Raw genomic sequence first — 18,511 nt, 5'->3', positions numbered from 1 at the left:
CATAACACCCCCCTCGCCGACGGGGACATCTCGAGCAGCCGCGCCGCCCGCGGCCGGCGGCCCGGGAGCGAGATCGCTCAGGAGTTCGCCTTGAGCGCGGTGAACTCGCCTGGATCGTGGATGGTGGGGGGATTGACCCCGCCGCCGATGAAGTCCTCGGTCCTGTCGTACCTGCCGAAGTGGGTCACCGGCCCCGAACCGCCCGGCGCCGGGAAACCATCCGCGCCTGCCTTGACCCCGAGGGCGTTCATCAAGCTGCAGAAGTACTTGTTGATCGGCGCGTTGGCGAGCGACGGATCGGTCCCCGTCTCCTGGGAGATCGCGTCGACCTGGTTCGAGGTGCCTTCGGTACAGGTGAACTCGCTGTTGCCGGTCGTGAGATCGGGCGAGCCATCTTCGACGTTCACGGCCCAGCCGGTCTTGAAATAGCCGCCGGCGCTGCCGGCCTGGATGATCGGCAGGTTGTTGAGGTTGCGGGCGCAGCCGTCCGACACGTCCTGGAACCAGACGGCCGCGCAGCTGTCGAGGAGCGTCCCGTCGCCCTCCTCGAGGCGGCTCAGCTGCTCGACCAGGTGGGCGAACTTCCTTGCATAGTAGTCGTCGATCGTGAGGAGCATGTCGATCGCCCCCGGAACGCAGGTGCCCGTCATGTTCGCGCTGTCCAGGCGGCGCGAGAGGCTGGCGCTCTCGTGGTTCACGCCGAGCCCCTTGAAGATGTAGTTCCCGGGGTATTTCAGGAAGATGACGGGGTTCGCGTTGCACGCCGCCGCGAGCACGGCGAGGTTCGAACAGAGGTCCGCGCCGTCCAGAGTGTCCGAGATTCGCCGCGTCAGCCTGTCGTCGCCGGTCGGGGACGTGCCCCACAGGTTGATGTTTTCTTGCGTCGCGCCGAGCGCCGTGGCGAGGGCCGTGTTGCACTGCGCAGAAGCCATCCCATTCCCTGTCGCGTGGATGAGCTCCTTCCAGGATGCGAGCTTCTGCTTGTCGGCGCGGCTCATGTCGAACCGCTCGAGCCTCTGCAGATCATCCTTCACGATGTCGAGGACGCTCTTGCCGCGCATCGCCGCGTAGGTGTCCGGAGACGTCGGCTTCCCCGGCTCGAAGATGCCCGTGAGGCTGCTGAAGACCTGCGACGCGTTGAGGCCCCTGAAGAGGGTCTCGGCGGCGGAGTAGGAGATCGCCGACTGAGGGCTTTCATTCTGACCCGCCATGTTCAAGAGCAACGGAGTGCCTTGCGGGCTGAGCTGTCGTGCGATGACGTGGTCCAGCGAGGGACCGGTCGGCTTGGCGTTGAACTTCGTCGCGGAGTCGAAGCTGAACGGGTCGTCGCTGTTGGGAGTCACCGGCTGGCAGGTGAAGTACGACCCGAACACCTGCGTGTGGGGATCGTTCCCTTGCCCCCGCGCCAGCGTCGCCGTCCACTCGTTCATCGCGCGGATGCCGCGGGGCATGAGGAGCTTGTCGGCGTGAGGCGCCAGGTGCTTGAGCGTCGTCGACTGGAGGTCCGCGGCGGTGAGCGGGCCGTGCGACTTCTTCGGGAACCACCTTGTCGTGATGCAGCCATAGGGCGTGAACATCACGATCAGCCGCTTCGGCGGCGTGGCCGGCTGCGCCATCACGGATCGGTCGAGGATCGAGCCGAGGAACGGCGCCGCGACGCAAGCTCCGCCCAGCCCCCGGAGGAAAATTCTTCGGTTCATGTGCTTTGACATGGTCGTATTTTTCCCGCCTCAATGAAGACAAACGCCCGGCTGCCCCTCGGATGCCCGAGTTTGCCGCGGCTCCATCCCCCCTAATCTCCGCGGGTCCGTGAACGTATTTGGAATTCGCTCGGCCGGGCGCGTTGGTCGACCGAACGGTCACGTCGGGCTGCGCGAGCGGTTCACGCAGCGCCGCGGATCCTCGGGGAGCGCCGGCGCACGCGCAGGGCAGCGAGCCCTCCGGCGAGGACGAGCCATGTGGGTGTCCCCTGGATTCCGGGCCCCATCTGGCAATGCCAACCACCGCTGCCGCTGCTGGGCGAGCCGCCGCCAGCGCCGCTCTGCGCGCCGGTGTCACCGGCGCTACCCCCCTCGCCCGTCCCGCTGTTGGCGCCGGCGCTCGTGCTCGTGGTGCCGTCGCTACCGCCAGCACCGCTGGCATCGCCCCCGCTGCCGCCAGCACCGGTGGCAGCGCCGCCGGTGCCGCTCACGCCACCTCCGCCGCCACTCGCGCCACTTCCGCTGGCATCGCCTCCACTGCCGCCAGCACCGCTGGTAGCGTCGCCGCTGCCGCCGTTGCCGCTGACGCCACCGCCACTGGCAGCATCGCCGTTGCCGCCGGCGCCACTCGCGCCACCTCCGCTGCCATTCGCGCCACTTCCGCTGGCATCGCCCCCGCTGCCGCCGGTGCCAGCCGCGTCACCGCCGCTGCCTCCGGCGCCGTTCAGCGCGCCCCCGCTGCCGCCGGTGCCACCCGCGTCACCGCCGCTGCCGCCAGCGCCGCCCTCTCCGCCACCGCTGCCGCTCGCGTCACCGCCGCCGCCTCCAGCGCCGCCCTCTCCACCTGCGCTCTGCAAGCACACGCCAGCCTGGCACACCCCTCTGCTGGGGCGCTGCCCAGGAACATAGAGGTGAACGAGGGGGGACGGGTAGGAGATACTGCCGAGCTCGCCGCCCACCATCAGAACGCGTCCGTCATCCAGCCGCACGGGCACGTATTCCGTGATCGGGAGGTCCATCGCAGGCCCCAGCGACCAGATGTCCGTCGCCGGATCGTAAAGCTCGACAGTATAATCGAGCGAATACTGAACACCCAGGTTGCCCGCCAGGAGCACCCTCCCGTCGGCAAGGAGCACGGTCTTGGTTGCATACCGCCGGGCGACCATCTCCGCCGCTGGCGTCCAGATGTCGCTCGCCGGATCGTAGAGCTCGGCCGTCGCGAGGGCGATGCCCTCGGAGTTGCCCCCCACCACGAGCACCCTGCCGTCGGGGAGCAGCGTGGCCTTATGACTCCCGCGTGCCTGGCTCATCGAAGCCACAGGCGTCCAGACGCCGGCCGACGGGTCATACACCTCCGCGCCCGCCACTTCGTCGCCGCCCGCCACGAGCACTCTGCCGTCCTGGAGCAGCGTCGCTGAGTGATGGTATCGCTGCGTATTCGTGGGAGCGACCCAGGTCCAGGCGTCCGCGGCGGGGTCATACACCTCCGCGGACGCGTCGCTGCCGCCCGTGACGAGCACCCTCCCGTCCTGGAGCAGCGTCGCGGTGCCGAGCCCGTGAGTCCGGAGCATGGGCGCGGCGCCCTCCCATTCGCCTGTGGCCGGGTTGAACCGGTCCACGCGATCGTGGCTGGTCACGAGGACCGTGCCGTCGTGCAGCCGTGTGACGTGGAGGGTGACGCTCGACCGCACCTGTGGAATCCCCCCGACGAGCTGCCATCGGTCCATGCTCGGGTCGTAGCGCATCGCCCTCAAGGGCGCGGCGGAGCTGTTCTCCACCCCGATGACCAGCACCGTGCCGTCCTCCAGCAACGTGGCCCTGAGCGCCCGCTTCATCTCGCTCGGCATCCGCGCCGCGGCCTGCCAGGCATCCGGCGTCCCGGCGACATCGCAGAGCGCGCCGTCCGGCTTCTCCGGCGCGGGCCCCGAGCACCCGAGCGCAGGATCGCAGGCGGGAGCCTCGTGACAGCCGTCCGGCGCCTGGCAGCTCGCCGGGCTCGCTCCGACGCAAGCGCCCCCCTCGCATGTGCTCGTCGCGGAGCACATCTCGGCGTCGACGCACGGGGTTCCGTCGGGCGCAGGGGTGCCACCGGCGCAGGTCCCCGCCTCGCAGACGCCCCCCTTGAGGCACGCGCCCGTGTCGTCGCAGGGCGTGCCCGAGATCGGCGTGCAGGCGCCGTCCTTCGTGGCCCCCGCCGAGGCCGCGCACACGTCGCACGGACCGGCACAGGCCGCATCGCAGCAGACCGAATCCGCGCAGAAGCCGCTCGCGCAGTCGCCGCCGGCCTCGCAGGCCGCGCCGAGCGGGGCGCGCTCGTGGAAGAGCAAGGCAGAGGCCGTCGGCGCCGGCGCACCGCGGGGCGAGCCGGACGCGACGAGCCCGCCGGCGATCAGCACGCTGCCGTCGTCGAGGCGCGTCGATGTGTGGTACGCGCGCGCCATCGTCTCCGGCGGCTCGACGTCGAGGGGCCGCCAGACAGCCCAGGCCGGATCATACAGCTCCAGCGCGCCGCCGAACTCGCTGTAGCGCCACTCGTTCAAGATCTGGCCATTTTCGTCGGGGTACCCGCAGATGTACGTCACCATGCCTCCTGTCAGGAGGACCCTTCCGCTGAGGAGCCGCGAGACGCCCAGGCCCATGTCGTAGTCCCACTCCGGGAAGCAGTCGGGATACGGGTCGTAGAAGGGGTCATGCCCCGAGATCGCCACCCAGAGGTTCTCCTCGGGGAGGTAAAGCTGCGAGGGATGCGTGCTCATGAACGGATATCCGCCCACGAAGAGGACGTCGCCGCTGGCGAGCCGCGTCGTGGCGTACGAAGTGGACCCAAGGACGACCCTGGCGGTCGGTGTCCAGGAATCGGTCTCCGGATCGTAGATGTTGGCGCGGCCGTTGCCCGTCACGAGCACGCGGCTGTCGCGGAGCACCGTCGCGCTCCTGGCGATCGCGCCGCTCAGCGATCGGATGGGCGTCCATGCGCCCGCGGCGTCATCATAGATGCTGCCGGCGAGGGAGCCCGACGCCTGGCCGAGCATCATCAGCTTGCCGCTCGGGAGGGCCACGGCGCGGGGAGCCGTGAGGGCCGGCGTCAGGGGCGCCGCCGCTTGCCACTGATCGAGATCCGGCGAATAGACCTCGACATGCTCGCCGTCCGTCGAGAGGGCCAGCCCGCTCGGCAGGATGGCCGTCGCGGCGACCTCGCGGAGCGGGCTGCGGAGCGGCGCGGCAGGCGCCCACGTCTTGCTCGCCGGGCCGTAGATCTCGACCTCCCGGAGGGGCGTTATCCTGTCGCTGCCGTAGCCCCCCGCCACGAGCACCCGGCCATCCTGGAGCAACGTGGCCGTATGCCCGCTGCGCGGGGTGATCATCGCAGGCAACTGCTCCCAGGACGGCGTTCCGTCGGCCCAGACCTCTCCCGCTGGCAACACCAGCGCCGCGCAGGCCAGGGCAACGCCCAGGTACGAGCTCGTTTGCATTCAATTTCTCCTTCGCCGCCGTCTGATGCCTCCCGGTCACGCGACGTTCAGCTCCTGGAGCACCGTCGGGACCAGGGGGCGCAAGCACGCTTCCAGCATCTTGAATTCTGTTGACGAAGCACTCCGCGCGGCCCGGCGGTGTGCCTTCGCGCGCGTCCACGACCACGACCCGGGTACCGCGGGCCTCCCGGGCACGGCGAGCGGGCCGCCGGGGCGGACCGCGTGGCGGCCTGCCTCTCGCGCGGCGCCCGGGCGGCCCAGGCGCCCCTGCGCGCGCTCGGCGTCCACCGGCCGCTCGAGCTCGTCATGCTCCCAGCGCAGCACGCTACGAGGCCCATTCCCCCGAGCCACAATCTTTTTCCACGAGATGTTCTCCAACCCTTTCGATCAGAGGTTTCAAACAAATTCTGGCAATTCGCAGCCATCACACGCAATGGGCTAAACCCGCGGTTCAGCGGGAGCGCTCCCGTCCGGCCCATCGCTTTTTTGGCTCACGACGCGGGAAGCCCCCTTTTCGCCGTCGCCGGCTGTGCAATGGATCTGCGCGTCGATGCCGCTCGTCTTTCTGCCAGGCGATCTCCGCTTCTTCCTCTGGGACGACACGGCCGTGGATCAGCTCGCGGCCCGGTCGCTCGGCGCGACGACCTCGGCGGAGGCGGTCGTGGTCTCCAGGGCGGGCCGCGCCGTGAGGAGGGCTGGGCAGGCCGCGCCGCTCCTCGACGGCCTGTCCGCGCTCGCGAGCATGGCCCAGGACGACCTCGGGCGAGCTCCGCCGTCCGTCGCCGCGTGGAGCCTGGCGAGCAAGCTCGCGCTCGATCTCGTGGTGCGCGAGCGGGTCGTGCCCCGCGTGGTGCCGGCCGGCGCCGCAGGGGGGGCCACAGAGGCCCGCTGGGCGGCGTCGCTCGCCGCCCCGGAGGACGCCGCGCGCGTCGCGGCGCTCGCCCGGGCCATGCCGCCCGCCGCGCACGCGGTGCCGGCGGGCGCGCAGGCCGCCCCCGCTCACGAGGGCCGCGGGCGCTCCCGGGCGCCCGCCGCCGTGGAGGTCTGGTCCGCGGAGGCCCTGCTGCGCGCCTTCCTGGACGCCGCGGCCGACGCGCTCGCGCGCGGAGGCGCCACGGATCGCCCGGCGCGCCCGCCGCACGCCCCGTGGGAGCGCCGGCTGGTGCTCGCCCTGACGGGCCCGCGGCGTGCCTTCGCCGCGGAAGGGCTCGCCGAGCGCGCGCTCGTGACCGATCTCGACGCGTGGGTCCGTCCCGCGCTCGGCGCGTGCGACGCGCTGCGCGCCTGCTTCCGGCTGGAGCTGCCCCAGGGCGACCGCGGCTTCGTGCTCCGCTTCCTGCTGCAGGCGACCGACGATCCCAGCCTGCTCGTGCCCGCCGCCGACGTGTGGAAGACCCAGGGACGCACGCTGAAGGCGCTCGGGCGCGCGTTCTCCGGGGCCGAGGAGGTCCTGCTCGGCGCGCTCGGCGCAGCCGCGCGGCTCTTCGCGCCGATCGCCCGGGCCCTCGGCGAGGCGCGGCCGGAGCACGTGGACATCGCTCCCGCGGAGGCGTGGGACTTCCTCGCGCAGGCCGCGCCGGCGCTGGGCGAGGCCGGGTTCGGCGTGGTCGTGCCGGGCGAGCTCCTTGCCTCGGGGCAGCGCCGCCTGCGCCTCCGCATGCGCGTCGGCGCGGCGCGCCCCACCGCGGGCGTCGTCGCGGGCAGCGCCGGGCTCGGCCTCGACGAGGCGCTCGATTTCGCGTGGGAGGCGGCGCTCGGCGACGAGGCGCTCTCGGCGCGCGAGCTCGCCGCCCTCGCGCGGCAGAAATCGCCGCTCGTCCGGCACCGCGGGGCGTGGGTGGTCGTGGTCCCCGAGGAGCTCGCCGAGATAGCCCGGCGCCTCGAGGCCGGCGGCGGCCGCATCTCGGCGCGCGAGGCGCTGGAGGGCGCGCTCGCGGGCGAGACCCGCGTCGACGGCCTGGCCGTCCCCGTGGTCGCCGAGGGCGCGCTCGCGCGCGCGATGGAGCGGCTCCGCTCCGGCGCCGAGCGCGCCGCCGCGCCGCCCGCGGGGTTCGTGGGGACGCTGCGCCCGTACCAGGCGCGCGGCGTCGCCTGGCTGCAGACGATGGCGAGCCTCGGCCTGGGCGCCTGCCTGGCCGACGACATGGGCCTCGGCAAGACCGTCCAGCTGCTCGCGTTCCTCGTCGGCCGGCAGGCGGCGGCGCCCGGGGACGCGCGCCCGACGCTGCTCGTCGCCCCGACGTCGGTCGTCGGCAACTGGGAGCGGGAAGCGGCGCGCTTCGCCCCTGCCCTGCCCCTCGTGCGGCACTACGGCGAGGGGCGCGCCCGCTCGGCCGAGGAGCTCGCGTCACGGGCGTCCGCCGCGAGCGAGCGGCCCGCCGAGGAAGGCGACGGCGTCGCGCGCCGCGCGGGCGGCGGGCTCGTCCTGACCACGTACGGCCTGCTCCGCCGCGACGCCGCGGCGCTCGCCGGCGTGGACTGGGCCGCGGTCGTGCTGGACGAGGCGCAGAACATCAAGAACGCCTCGTCGCGCACCGCCCGCGCCGCGCGCGCGCTCCGCGCCCCGCACCGCGTCGCCCTGACCGGAACGCCCGTCGAGAACCGCCTCGCCGAGCTCTGGTCGATCCTCGAGTTCGCGAACCCCGGCCTGCTCGGCCCGCTCGAGGCGTTCCGGCGCGCCTACGCGGTGCCCATCGAGCGCTACGGCGACCGGAAGGCCGCGGAGCGGCTCCGGCGCGTCGCCGGGCCGTTCTTGCTGCGACGCATCAAGAACGATCCCGCCGTGCTTCAGGACCTTCCGCCGAAGGACGAGGCCAGGGTCTTCTGCACGCTCACGCGCGAGCAGGTGACGCTCTACCAGGCGGCGCTCGACGAGGCGATGCGCCGCATCGAGGAGGCCGAGGGCAGCGAGCGGCGCGGGCTCGTGCTCTCGCTGCTGACGGTGCTCAAGCAGATCTGCAACCACCCGGCGCAGTGCCTCGGGGAGGCGGGGCCGCTCGCGGGCCGGTCCGGCAAGCTCGCGCGGCTCACCGAGATGCTCGAGGAGGCGCTCGCGGTCGGCGATCGCGCGCTCGTGTTCACGCAGTTCCGCGAGATGGGCGACCGGCTGGTCCGGCACCTCGCGCCTTCGCTCGACACGGAGGTCCTCTTCCTGCACGGCGGCACGCCGAGGCTCGCGCGCGACGCGATGGTGCGGCGGTTCCAGGACGATCCGCGGGGGCCGCGCGTGTTCGTCCTCTCGCTGAAGGCCGGCGGCGCGGGGCTCAACCTGACGGCGGCGAGCCACGTGTTCCACTTCGATCGCTGGTGGAACCCCGCGGTCGAGGACCAGGCGACGGACCGCGCGCACCGGATCGGGCAGCGGCGCGCGGTGCAGGTCCACAAGCTCGTCTGCGCGGGCACGGTGGAGGAGAAGGTCGACCGGATGCTGGAGCAGAAGCGCGATCTGGCGGCGCAGGTGGTGGGACAGGGCGAGGCGTGGTTCACCGAGCTCGACGACGCGGCGCTGCGCGAGCTGTTCGCGCTGTCGAGGGACGCCGTGACCGGCGCGGGCGAGCTCGACGATCGCGAGGAGCCCGAGCCGGGACCTCGGGAGGAGCGCGGCGCCGCGCTGGACGGGCGCGGCGCGCAAGAGGGCGAGCGCGGCGCGCAAGAAGGCGGCCGGGGCGACGCGCCGCGCGCGCGGCAGGTGCGCCGCGTGGAGAGCCGGCGGACGGGCGCGAGGCGCCAGGTGGACCGAGCGCGGGGAGGAGCGCCCACATGAGCCCGCCGGCGCGATGGGCGCCGTTCCCCCGGGAGGCCGGGCCGAAGCCGCCGCCGCCGGCGCGAGGGATCCGGATGAAGCGGGCCGGCGCGACCTGGTGGGGCAAGCGCTGGGTGGAGGCGCTGGAGCGGATGGCGCCCGACGACGCGGGCCGCCTCGCGCGCGGGCGCACGTACGCGCGCACCGGGAGGACGCACGATCTCACGGTGAAGCCCGGCCTCGTGACCGCGCGCGTGACCGGCTCGCAGCCGAGGCCGTACAAGGTGATCCTCACGATCGCGCGGCTCGACGACGCCACCTGGGCGAAGGTGATCGCCGCCATGGCGAAGCGGGCGAGCTTCGCGGCGGAGCTCCTCGCCGGCCAGATGCCGGAGGACATCGAGACCGCGTTCCAGAGCGCCGGGACGAGCTTGTTCCCGGAGCGGCCGGAGGACCTCACCACGGCCTGCTCGTGCCCCGACATGGCGAACCCCTGCAAGCACGTCGCGGCGACGCACTACGTGCTCGGGGAGGCGTTCGACAAGGACCCCTTCCTGCTGTTCGAGCTGCGCGGGCGCACGCGCGAGCAGGTGATCGAGGCGATCCGCGCCGCGCGTGGCGCCCCCTCGCGCGCGCAGGCCAAGCGAGCGGGCGCCGGCAAAGGCGCCCCCTGCGCCGGAGACGCGCCGGCGATCGCGACGGTGACGCCCGGCAAGATGGCGGCGAAGGACTACGACGCCTGGCGCGAGGCGCCGCCGGCGCTCGACGTGACGCTCGAGCCGCCTGCGACCCACGCGGCGCTCCTGTCCCAGCTCGGCGAGCCGCCGGGCTGGACCGAGGAGCGCTCTCCGGCGGATCTCTTCGGCCCACTCCTCCGGGCGGCGTCGGAGCGGGCGCGGGAGATCGCGATGGCGGAGGGCGCGCCGCGGGGGCGAGGGCGCGGCTGAGCCGCGCGTCAGCAGTTCCGCGCGGCGGCGGCGCCCGACCGGGACGCGGCGGCGGCGCGCACGGCCGCCCGCTCCGACTCGGAGAGCACGACGTTCAGCTCGAGCACGTCGCAATCGCCGCTCCGCTCCACGTTCACGCTCACCTGGTCCAGGTCGATCCGCTCGTACTTCGAGATGACCTGGAGCAGCTCCTGCTTGAGCCGCGGCAGGTAGTCCGGCTCGCCCGTCGGGCGCACGCGCTCGCGCGCCACGATGATCTGCAGACGCTCCTTCGCCACGGACGCCGACTTCGGCTGCGACTTACGGAAATAATCCATGATCGACATGGCAGAACTCCCTCAGACGGTCGCCGCCTGGCCGCCAAAGATTCGGCTGAAGAACCCCTTCTTGGCTGGCTCCAGGAAGCGGTGGGGGCGCTCCGCGCCAAGGAAGCGCTGGACCACGTCGAGGTAGGCCTGCGCCGCGTCGCTCGTCGGATCGAGCACAACGGGCGTCCCGGCGTTCGACGCCTGGAGCACCGCCGGCGACTCCGGGATCACGCCGAGCAGCGGGATGCCGAGGAGCTCCAGCACGTCCTGGTGCGCCAGCATCTCGCCCTTGGCGACGCGCGCCGGCGCGTACCGCGTGAGCAGGAGGTGCGTCTTCACCGGCGGCTCGCCGAGCTCCGCCCTGCGGGTCTTCGCGTCCAGGAGGCCGAGCACGCGATCCGAGTCCCGCACCGAGGAGACCTCGGGGTTCGTCACCACGATCGCCTCGTCGGCGAAATACATCGCCATCTGCGCGCCCCACTCGATGCCCGCCGGCGAGTCGCAGAAGATGTACTCGAAGCCCGCGCCCCGCAGCTCGTCAAGGATGCGCCCGACGCCGTCGAGCGTGAGGGCGTCCTTGTCCCGCGTCTGCGACGCGGGGAGCACGTAGAGCGAATCGAGCCTCTTGTCGCGGATCACCGCCTGACGGAGCGTCGCCTCTCCGCGGATCACGTTGACGAGATCGTAGACCACGCGCCGCTCGCACCCCATCACGAGATCGAGGTTGCGGAGCCCCACGTCGAAGTCGATGGCGATCGTCTTGCAACCGACGGCCGCGATGCCGGACGCGAGGTTTGCGGTCGTGGTGGTCTTGCCGACTCCGCCTTTGCCCGAGGTGACGACGACTACCTTTGACACCAGAAACCTCCTTAAGATGGTTCGAGAGACGTGGCCTGTCCTACGGCCGAGCCCGCGCGGATGCCCGCCTCCCGGCGTTGAGGGGGCGGCGTCGACGTGATGGGAGCTCGGCGCCCACCCGATTCCATTGAGGCCGGGGACGCGCTCGACTGGGTACGTCATCGCGAACCGAACGAACAACTTTTTCGCGACGAAACTTGCAGCGTAACCCGGCCGGCGATCTGGATCCAATTTACCTACATGTAGGTGCGCCCTGCCGGCGGCAGGTTCGCGCCGAGCGCGGGGCGATTCGAGGCGCTGGCGCACGTCGTGGCGTTCTTCCTTGTTCATCGCCTCGAGCACGAAGTCGTCGAGGAGGAGCACGAAGTCGTCGAGGAGGAGCACGAAGTCGTCGAGGAGGAGCAGATCGACGGTCGTGAGAGCGATCACCTCGGCGTCGCGTGAATTGATAGGCGGTTGCAGCCAGGAGCGCCTGAGCGCATAAAATGAACCATGGGTCGATTACTTGGTTATCATTCTTACGGGATCATGCTGGCGACCACGCTGGCAGCGGTCGCCGGATGCACGGGAGACGTGGGAGATCCCGACGCCTCCGGGTCGGGCGGAGGCGGCGTCACGCTGCCCGATGGGACGGAGAGCGCGAGCCTCCTCCCAGCGCGCATCCGCCGGCTCACCAACGCCGAATATGCCGCCTCGGTGCGCGCGCTGACGGGGACCACCAAGAACCCGAGCGAGGGGTTCGCGCCGGATTCGCGGCAAGACGGCTTCACGGTCAACGACGCGCAGCGCGTCGATCCGGTGCTGGCGAAGCAGCTCGCCGCCGCGGCGGAGGCGCTCGCGGCCGAGGTGAAGGGCAAGGTCTCGGAGCTCGCCCCCTGCGCCGATCCGGCGACGCTGGCGGAGAGCTGCGCCAGGACGTTCATCACGTCGTTCGGCGGGCGCGCCTACCGCCGCCCGCTCGACGCGGCGGAGGCCGACGCGCTGCTCGCGGTCTATCGGATCGGCGCGAAGGGCGCGACCTACGCGGACGGCATCGAGCTCGTCGCGCGCGCGGTCCTGCAGTCGCCGGGCTTCCTCTACCTGACGGAGATCGGCGATGGATCCGGCGGAGACGCGCTGGCGCTGACTCCGCATGAGCTGGCGAGCTCCCTCTCCTACCTCATCACCGCTGGCCCGCCCGATGATGCGCTGATGGAGGCCGCCGCCGCGGGCGCGCTGTCGACCCCCGAGGGCCGGGAGGCCGAGGTGCGCCGGCTGCTCCAGACGTCGGCGGCGCGCGAGCGCATCGTGCGTGTCGTCCGCGAGTGGCTCGGCGTCGACAGGATCGCGATGACGGCGAAGGACTCGAACGTCTACAAGCAGTTCGCCGACGCCAGGGCGTCGATGGAGCACGAGACGGAGGACTTCGTGACGGAGGTCCTGATGAACTCCACCGGGACGGTCGGCGAGCTCCTGGGCGCCGACTGGAGCATCATCGATGAGCCGCTCTCGAAGGTGTATGGCGTCACCGGCACAGGGCGCGTGTCGCTCTCCGACCGGCGGGGGCTCCTCAACCAGGGCGCGTTCCTCTCCGTGTATGCGCACGCCACGGAGACCGCGCCCGTGCTGCGCGGGGTGACCGTCCTGCGCCGCGTCGCCTGCGTCGGCATCCCGTCGCCCACCGAGCTGAACATCAACGTCGTCCCGCCGGTGCCCGATTCGAGCAAGACGACGCGGCAGCGCTTCGAGGTCCACTCCACCGACGCGGCGTGCAAGGGGTGCCACAACAGCATCGATCCGATCGGGTTCTCGTTCGAGCGGTTCGACGGCATGGGCATGCTCCGTGAGCTCGACAACGACCAGAGGGTCGACAGCGCGGTCACCGTCGCGATCGGCGCCGACTTCGACGGGGCGTACGCCGACAGCAACGCCCTCGCGCAGGCCCTGTCCACGAGCCCGACGGTGCGCTCGTGCTTCGCCCGCAACGTGCTCCGCGCCTCGGTTGGCCGCAGCGGCAAGGCCGCAGCGGAGAGCGAGGAGGCGTTCTTGAAGGCATGGAAGGCCGTCCCCGAGGCAGAGCAGGGCAAGCTCGTCGAAACGCTGATCACCTACGTCAAGAGCAGTCTCTTCAGCCATCGGAGGCCCCAGTGATGCGCCGGTCGACCCGCCGTACCTTCCTTCGCGCCGTGGGGGCGAGCCTCGCGACGCTCCCTTTCGTCAACATGCTCGCGGACTCCGTCGCCCGGGCGGGCGGCGAGGACCTGCCGCTCAAGCTCGTCGCCGTCTACCACCCCCACGGCGTCGCCGCCGAGTACTGGGCCATGCGCGCGGGGGACACCGAGACGAGCTTCGACATCGCGTACGAGAACTGCTCTCTCCAGCCGTTCGATGACGCGGCGACCTACGGCCGGAGCTTCAAGGACAAGATCCTCGTCGTCGAGGGCATCGACCACCTGTCGAACGCCAACGGGCACGACTCGGCCGGCACGATGCTGACCGGCAGCCGCATCGACGGGAAGATGCCGCTCAACCTCTCGCTCGACCAGTACCTCGCCGTGGAGAAGGGGTTCGGCGCGGACACGCGCATCACGAGCGTCGCGCTCGGGGTGGGCATGGATGGGACGGAGTCCGGGCAGACGCTGTCCTTCGGCGCGGGCGGCGCGCCGCTGCCGAAGATCATCCACCCGGTGGAGGCGTTCAACCTGCTGTTCGCTGGCCTCGTCGTGGGCGACGACCCCGAGGCCCAGGCCCGCGCGGCCCGGCAGCGCGAGCTCGGCCAGAGCGTGATCGACTTCGTGAACGGCGACATCAACCGCCTGCGCACGCGCCTCGCGCCCGCCGAGCAGCTGAAGCTCGACCAGCACCTGACGTCGCTCCGCGAGCTGGAGAAGCAGTACGCCGCGCCTTCGGCCGGCGGGCCGTCGTGTGTCGTGCCGCCTCAGCCCGACGCGTCGAGGTTCCCGTCGGTGAAGCAGTACAACGGCGGCGAGCCCTATTTCGACGCCATCACCGACGCGCACGTCGACCTTTTGGCGCAGGCGCTCGCCTGCGGCGTCACGCGCTTCGCCACGCTGTTCATGAACGACCTGTCCTACGCGGACAACCCGCTCGGGTTGCCGACGGACAACCACGGCTCGGTCGCGCACACGTACGACGCCTCGCCGGTCGGCAACAACGGTCGCCCCGGCGCCGGCAAGCCCGAAACCTGGGTGCCGCTCGCGAAGTTCAACCGGTACAGCTACTCGAAGATCGCGCGCCTCATGCAGCGGCTCGACGAGCTCGGCGCCCTCGACAGCACGCTGATCTACGCGTCGAGCGACATGGGGAACCCCGCCCTGCACAGCACGCGCAACGTGCCGACGCTGCTGGCGGGCGGGGCCAACGGGAAGTTCAGGATGGGCCGGCGCATCAAGCTCAAGGCGGATTGCCCTGCCGACGCGCCGTGGTGCGGCGAGACGGACACCACGTTCACGCCCGTCACGAACAGCCGGATCCTCGTGTCGATCGCCCAGGCGTTCGGCGTCGAGATCGAGTCGTTCGGCTCCCAGCCCGACCCGGCGCTCACAACGGGCGCGCTCAGCGAGCTCACGTAAGCCCTTGCACCCGCGCTCCGCCCGCCGGCGGAGCCTCGCCCGTGACGCGCCGTCGGCGCGACGCGTGGAATCGCGCTTCGATGGCGCCCCTGCGCGTGGTGCCTTCGGCCGAGAGCTCCCACCTCGCCTTCACGCCATTCCTCATCGGCGATTTTCCGTGCCTATTGACAGTCACTTCGTCGACGTCGTATCTCAAAATTGCAAACATGGGTTTCAGGACGCCCACGACGTTGCAATGCGCCCGTCGAACCGACATGGTGCTCGCTTATCGCCGATGTCGGCTGCGCTGTATGGAAACCAGGATGCTTGTGGGACTCGCGTCCCAGAACTCGGCATCGTGCTCGCCGGCCGCCGAGGAGGGAATGTCATGAAGATGACAGGACGATGCTGGATGACGGCTCTCGGGCTCATGCTGATGACGGCGGCGTGCGCGGCAGAGGACGCCCCCTGGTCGGACAAGCCGACCGAGGAGGTCCTGCAGATCAGGCGAGAACGGCTCCCGGTTACCGAGTTCATACCACAGGAGATCGAGGCGACGGTCGACCACCTCATCGGCGCGATCAACCAGAACGGGCTCAAGCCGATTCAGATGGTGGTCCTGCTGAAGCACCTCTCCACCTTCTTCGAGCCGATCGCCACCGGCGCGAACCGAGCCATGGGGGAGCTCGAGGCCGTGGGGAACGTGCTCGGCCCCAGCAACCAGACGGGCACGGACAGCGGCACGGAGTCGCAGAACCTCCAGAATCAACAGATCGCGAACGCGATAGAGGATGGCGCCCAGGGCATCGGCGTGTCGCCCTACGATTCTTTCAACGAGGCCTCCATCAAGTTAGCCGTGGCGGCGCAGCTCAACGTGGTGACGTTCGACACCGACCTGAAGGACTCGGGGCGCACGCTCTACGTCGGGGCCACACCGAAATCCGCCGGCAAGTTGACGGCGGAGACCCTGATAAAGATGATACCGAGAGGGCCAGGCACGGTGCTGGTCCACGGCGACGCGTCGACGCAGTGGTACGACGGGTCCCAGCGAACGTTCGGCGCCCTGGAGGCGCTCGGGGCGGCCGGCCTCACGACGCAGGTGGTCCAGGCCGTCTTCATCAACGGCCAGGAAGGCTTTGACGTCGATCAGTTGAAGACCCTGATCCTGAACGCGGACCCGCCCGTCGTGGGCATGATCGGCGTCTTCAACATCTCGTATCGCTGCGTGCTGGCCGCAGAGGCCGCCGGCAGGCCGGAGATCCCCATCGTCGCGTTCGACTTCGATCCGAAGACCGCCGAATACATGCAGAAGAAGCTCATCAAGGCGACGGTCGTCCAGCGGCAGTACTACGAGGGTTACCTCGTGCCCTACATTCTCTATGGCATCCAGCACCTCGGCCTCGAAGCGACGAAGCAGATCCTCAGTCCGCTGATGATCGACGAGAACCAGATGCCCGACGAGCACCGGGTCAACCTCGGCGTCGACGTGGTCCCCGCGGATCGGGTCGACGCCTACAACGACTTCCTCGACCGGATCGGCTCGATCCAGTAGCGGCGCGGTGGACCGTGACGGCGACGGCGGCGGGCTCGCGGCGAGGTTCCACCCCGGCGCCGCGGGGGCCGTGGGGTAGACTGGGCTCATGACCGTCATCCGCTTCTATCGCTCCGGCGACGCTCACGGGTGCTTCTCCAACTTCTCGCGCCACCCGGTCACGCTCAAAGGCAAGGTGTGGCCCACGAGCGAGCACTACTTCCAGGCCCAGAAGTTCCCCGGCACCGAGCACGAGGAGGCGATCCGCAACGCCCCCGGCCCCGGCGAGGCGGCCCGCATGGGCCGGCAGCGGAGCCGCCCCCTGCGCCCCGACTGGGAGCAGGTCAAAGACGATGTCATGCGCGAGGTGGTGCTGGCGAAGTTCACCCAGCACGAGGATCTCCGGCGCGCCCTGCTCGACACCGGGGACGCGGAGCTTGTCGAGCACACAGCGAACGACGCCTACTGGGCCGACGGCGGCGACGGGAGCGGGCGGAACATGCTGGGCATCATCCTGATGGAAGTCCGCGCACAGCTGCGCCGCTGACGCGTCAGGGCGGCTCTCTCTCCTCGGACGGCCCTGGATCGCCGGCGATGAGCAGGACGCGCGTGGCCACCGGGGCACGCGCTTCCCGGCCGCTCAGGCGCTTTGGCGGAGACGCCTGCGCTCGGCACGGTGCTCGCGGCGACGGACCATGCCGCCGTGGCGAAGCTGCCCCAGGGGGCGCTCGTGACGTTCGGGCTGTCCCTTCAGCGGTCGCCGGGAAAGACGGTGAGCGACGTCCTCGGCGCCTTCGACAGGCTCGCCGGCGAGCCCACCGCGGCGTCGGCCGCGGCCGCCCTCGCCCAGGTAGGGCTCGAGCTCGGCGATGTGGACAGGGCGCTCGGCGGCGAGGCCGCGGTCGGGATCTACCGCGATCCGAAGCACAAGCTCGGCCTCGCTGGCGCCGGGCGCGCCGAGACGCTCAGGCACAGCGCCGTGCTGATCGCGCTGGCGACCGCGGATGAGGCAGCGCAAAAGAAGGTGTTCGGCGCGGTCGCCGCGCACATGAAGCGGACATCGAAGAAACTCAGGGCCCAGCCTGGGTCGCTCGCGCAAGATCTCGAGGACGGCAACGAGCTGAGGGCCGAGACCCGGCCCGGGTTCATCCTGATCGGCGCGGGCGACCGCAGGTACCTCGCCCAGGTCGCCGCGCGCTTCGGGAAGGACAAGGAATCGCTGGCCGCGACCCCGTCGTTCGCCGAGGCCCGGGCGCTCGCGAAGGGCGCCTCGCATCTGCAGCTGTACATCGACCGTCAGGCGCTCGCGGGCGTGCTCGACGGCCCTGCGGCGGCGAACTTCGGCGCGCTCGGCGCATCGCCCACGCTGGTCTCGCTCGCGCTCGCGCCGAGCGACCGCGGGCTGGATCTCACGCTGAGCGGCCATGGCGGGGTCGAGATCCTCGGCGCGAGCGCCGCGCTCGCCGTCGCCGGCGTCAGGCGCTACATCAACTCCGCGAAGGCAGCGGCGGAGAAGCTGGAGTAACGCGCCGGGGCCGCGCCCGGCGGGCGTCGCCCTGGACAGCGAGGCTCCGCTGAAGATGGCTGTCGTGCGACCTCGGCGCCGCGCTCAGAACTGCGCCACGCCGAACGGCTTCCCGGAGACCGACCCGTCCGGCCCGCTCCCGGTCGGGTGGCTCTCGGCCATCCCGCTGATCGTGCCGGAGACCGCGCCGCTGCTCAGCGCGCCGCTCAGGTGCACGGTGACGGCCTTGAACTCCGCGGGATCGACCTCGGTGACCTCGTACGAGCCCTGGAGCGCGGAGACATCGATCTTGTAAAAGAAGCTGGCAGCGTCGACCTGCGGCACCCTGAGCGTGACCGCGAACGACTCGTCGAACGCGCCGTCCTCGGTCGAGAAGGCCAGCGGGACGTCGATCTGCAGGTGATCCGCGCAATCCACGGCGAGCGCCGGCTCCTCGCCGCTCGAATCGCCCTCTGCCACCGTCGATCGCACGAAGCGCGCGGCGACGAGCTCTCCCACGGAGACGGTCGCCGTCGTGCTGCCGCCCTTCGCCCATGTGAGCGGGACGGAGCGCTCTCCGGAGATCGCCGTGAGCGCCGCTCGCGCCGAGAAGCCCAGCGGGGAGACGTCGTCTTCGCCGATGTCCTCTTTCTCCTCGTCGCACCCGCCCTCCGCGACGTGGACTCCGCCGATCTGGCCGCCCTGCGGCCCGCCGCTCACGCCATCGACGCAGCCGAAGAGCCCGACGCTCGTCGCCGCCACGATCACCCAAGTAAGCCAACGCCGCTCGCGCATGTTCACGACCTCCTGCGGCGTACCTTGCGTTCGCGGTCGGCGCGACGCCAGGTCAGCTTCGCACATTCCATAGGGCAAACTGGCCTCCACATGTGCGAATCT

The 18,511-nt window shown here is 71.1% G+C and carries 13 protein-coding genes; 8 read left to right on the top strand and 5 right to left on the bottom strand.

What is annotated here, in order from left to right; genetic code table 11:
* Nucleotides 1–77: 77 nt before the first annotated feature.
* Nucleotides 78–1,700 carry a DUF1552 domain-containing protein gene (locus WME95_RS19180; RefSeq protein WP_437909797.1) on the bottom strand — a complete coding sequence of 541 codons (1,623 nt, stop codon included), beginning with the start codon at nucleotides 1,698–1,700 and terminating at the stop codon, nucleotides 78–80.
* Between the two features lie 182 nt (nucleotides 1,701–1,882).
* Nucleotides 1,883–5,173: a kelch repeat-containing protein gene (locus WME95_RS19175; RefSeq protein WP_437909796.1), complete on the bottom strand. Its 3,291-nt coding sequence runs from the start codon at nucleotides 5,171–5,173 to the stop codon at nucleotides 1,883–1,885.
* 550 nt (nucleotides 5,174–5,723) lie between these two features.
* Here WME95_RS19175 and WME95_RS19170 point away from each other — a divergent pair.
* A complete protein-coding gene (locus tag WME95_RS19170; RefSeq protein ID WP_437909795.1) occupies nucleotides 5,724–8,936 on the top strand; it encodes a DEAD/DEAH box helicase in 3,213 nt (1,070 codons plus the stop codon).
* Complete coding sequence (locus WME95_RS19165) at nucleotides 8,933–9,862, top strand: SWIM zinc finger family protein (protein ID WP_437909794.1); 930 nt, start codon at nucleotides 8,933–8,935, stop codon at nucleotides 9,860–9,862. Before WME95_RS19170 ends, WME95_RS19165 begins: the two co-directional genes overlap by 4 nt.
* Nucleotides 9,863–9,870: 8 nt before the next feature.
* Here the strand turns inward: WME95_RS19165 and minE are convergent, their stop codons facing one another.
* Complete coding sequence (minE, locus tag WME95_RS19160; RefSeq protein ID WP_437909793.1) at nucleotides 9,871–10,188, bottom strand: cell division topological specificity factor MinE; 318 nt, start codon at nucleotides 10,186–10,188, stop codon at nucleotides 9,871–9,873.
* 12 nt (nucleotides 10,189–10,200) lie between these two features.
* A complete protein-coding gene (gene minD, locus WME95_RS19155) occupies nucleotides 10,201–11,028 on the bottom strand; it encodes a septum site-determining protein MinD (RefSeq protein ID WP_437553498.1) in 828 nt (275 codons plus the stop codon).
* Between the two features lie 246 nt (nucleotides 11,029–11,274).
* Here minD and WME95_RS19150 point away from each other — a divergent pair, with 246 nt between their 5' ends.
* The 6 genes from WME95_RS19150 (at nucleotide 11,275) to WME95_RS19125 (ending at nucleotide 17,635) form a co-directional block, all read left to right on the top strand.
* A complete protein-coding gene (locus tag WME95_RS19150) occupies nucleotides 11,275–11,472 on the top strand; it encodes a hypothetical protein (protein ID WP_437909792.1) in 198 nt (65 codons plus the stop codon).
* Nucleotides 11,473–11,520: 48 nt separating this feature from the next.
* A complete protein-coding gene (locus tag WME95_RS19145; RefSeq protein ID WP_437909791.1) occupies nucleotides 11,521–13,158 on the top strand; it encodes a DUF1592 domain-containing protein in 1,638 nt (545 codons plus the stop codon).
* Nucleotides 13,158–14,600 (top strand): DUF1552 domain-containing protein, encoded by a 1,443-nt coding sequence (locus tag WME95_RS19140; protein WP_437909790.1) that lies wholly within the window; start codon nucleotides 13,158–13,160, stop codon nucleotides 14,598–14,600. Before WME95_RS19145 ends, WME95_RS19140 begins: the two co-directional genes overlap by 1 nt.
* A 391-nt stretch (nucleotides 14,601–14,991) precedes the next feature.
* On the top strand, nucleotides 14,992–16,131 hold the full coding sequence (locus WME95_RS19135; protein WP_437909789.1) for a sugar ABC transporter substrate-binding protein: 1,140 nt from the start codon (nucleotides 14,992–14,994) through the stop codon (nucleotides 16,129–16,131).
* Between the two features lie 88 nt (nucleotides 16,132–16,219).
* Nucleotides 16,220–16,657: an NADAR family protein gene (locus WME95_RS19130; protein WP_437909788.1), complete on the top strand. Its 438-nt coding sequence runs from the start codon at nucleotides 16,220–16,222 to the stop codon at nucleotides 16,655–16,657.
* Nucleotides 16,658–16,759: 102 nt separating this feature from the next.
* Nucleotides 16,760–17,635 carry a hypothetical protein gene (locus WME95_RS19125; protein ID WP_437909787.1) on the top strand — a complete coding sequence of 292 codons (876 nt, stop codon included), beginning with the start codon at nucleotides 16,760–16,762 and terminating at the stop codon, nucleotides 17,633–17,635.
* Nucleotides 17,636–17,719: 84 nt separating this feature from the next.
* Here WME95_RS19125 and WME95_RS19120 read toward each other — a convergent pair whose 3' ends face one another.
* The gene (locus tag WME95_RS19120) at nucleotides 17,720–18,409 is read right to left on the bottom strand and encodes a hypothetical protein (protein WP_437909786.1); all 690 of its coding nucleotides are present in this window, start codon (nucleotides 18,407–18,409) and stop codon (nucleotides 17,720–17,722) included.
* Nucleotides 18,410–18,511: the final 102 nt, after the last annotated feature.

Origin of the sequence: Sorangium sp. So ce327, assembly GCF_051530205.1 — a bacterium.
GTDB lineage: Bacteria > Myxococcota_A > Polyangia > Polyangiales > Polyangiaceae > Sorangium > Sorangium cellulosum_B.
This window is presented reverse-complemented; position numbering and strand designations above follow the sequence as displayed.

Coding starts and splice junctions, on each gene's coding strand:
- WME95_RS19180 (WP_437909797.1), bottom strand. CDS start 1,700: ATGAACCGAAGAATTTTCCTCCGGGGGCTGGGCGGAGCTTGCGTCGCG.
- WME95_RS19175 (WP_437909796.1), bottom strand. CDS start 5,173: ATGCAAACGAGCTCGTACCTGGGCGTTGCCCTGGCCTGCGCGGCGCTG.
- WME95_RS19170 (WP_437909795.1), top strand. CDS start 5,724: ATGCCGCTCGTCTTTCTGCCAGGCGATCTCCGCTTCTTCCTCTGGGAC.
- WME95_RS19165 (WP_437909794.1), top strand. CDS start 8,933: ATGAGCCCGCCGGCGCGATGGGCGCCGTTCCCCCGGGAGGCCGGGCCG.
- minE (WP_437909793.1), bottom strand. CDS start 10,188: ATGTCGATCATGGATTATTTCCGTAAGTCGCAGCCGAAGTCGGCGTCC.
- WME95_RS19145 (WP_437909791.1), top strand. CDS start 11,521: ATGGGTCGATTACTTGGTTATCATTCTTACGGGATCATGCTGGCGACC.
- WME95_RS19140 (WP_437909790.1), top strand. CDS start 13,158: ATGCGCCGGTCGACCCGCCGTACCTTCCTTCGCGCCGTGGGGGCGAGC.
- WME95_RS19135 (WP_437909789.1), top strand. CDS start 14,992: ATGACGGCTCTCGGGCTCATGCTGATGACGGCGGCGTGCGCGGCAGAG.
- WME95_RS19130 (WP_437909788.1), top strand. CDS start 16,220: ATGACCGTCATCCGCTTCTATCGCTCCGGCGACGCTCACGGGTGCTTC.
- WME95_RS19120 (WP_437909786.1), bottom strand. CDS start 18,409: ATGCGCGAGCGGCGTTGGCTTACTTGGGTGATCGTGGCGGCGACGAGC.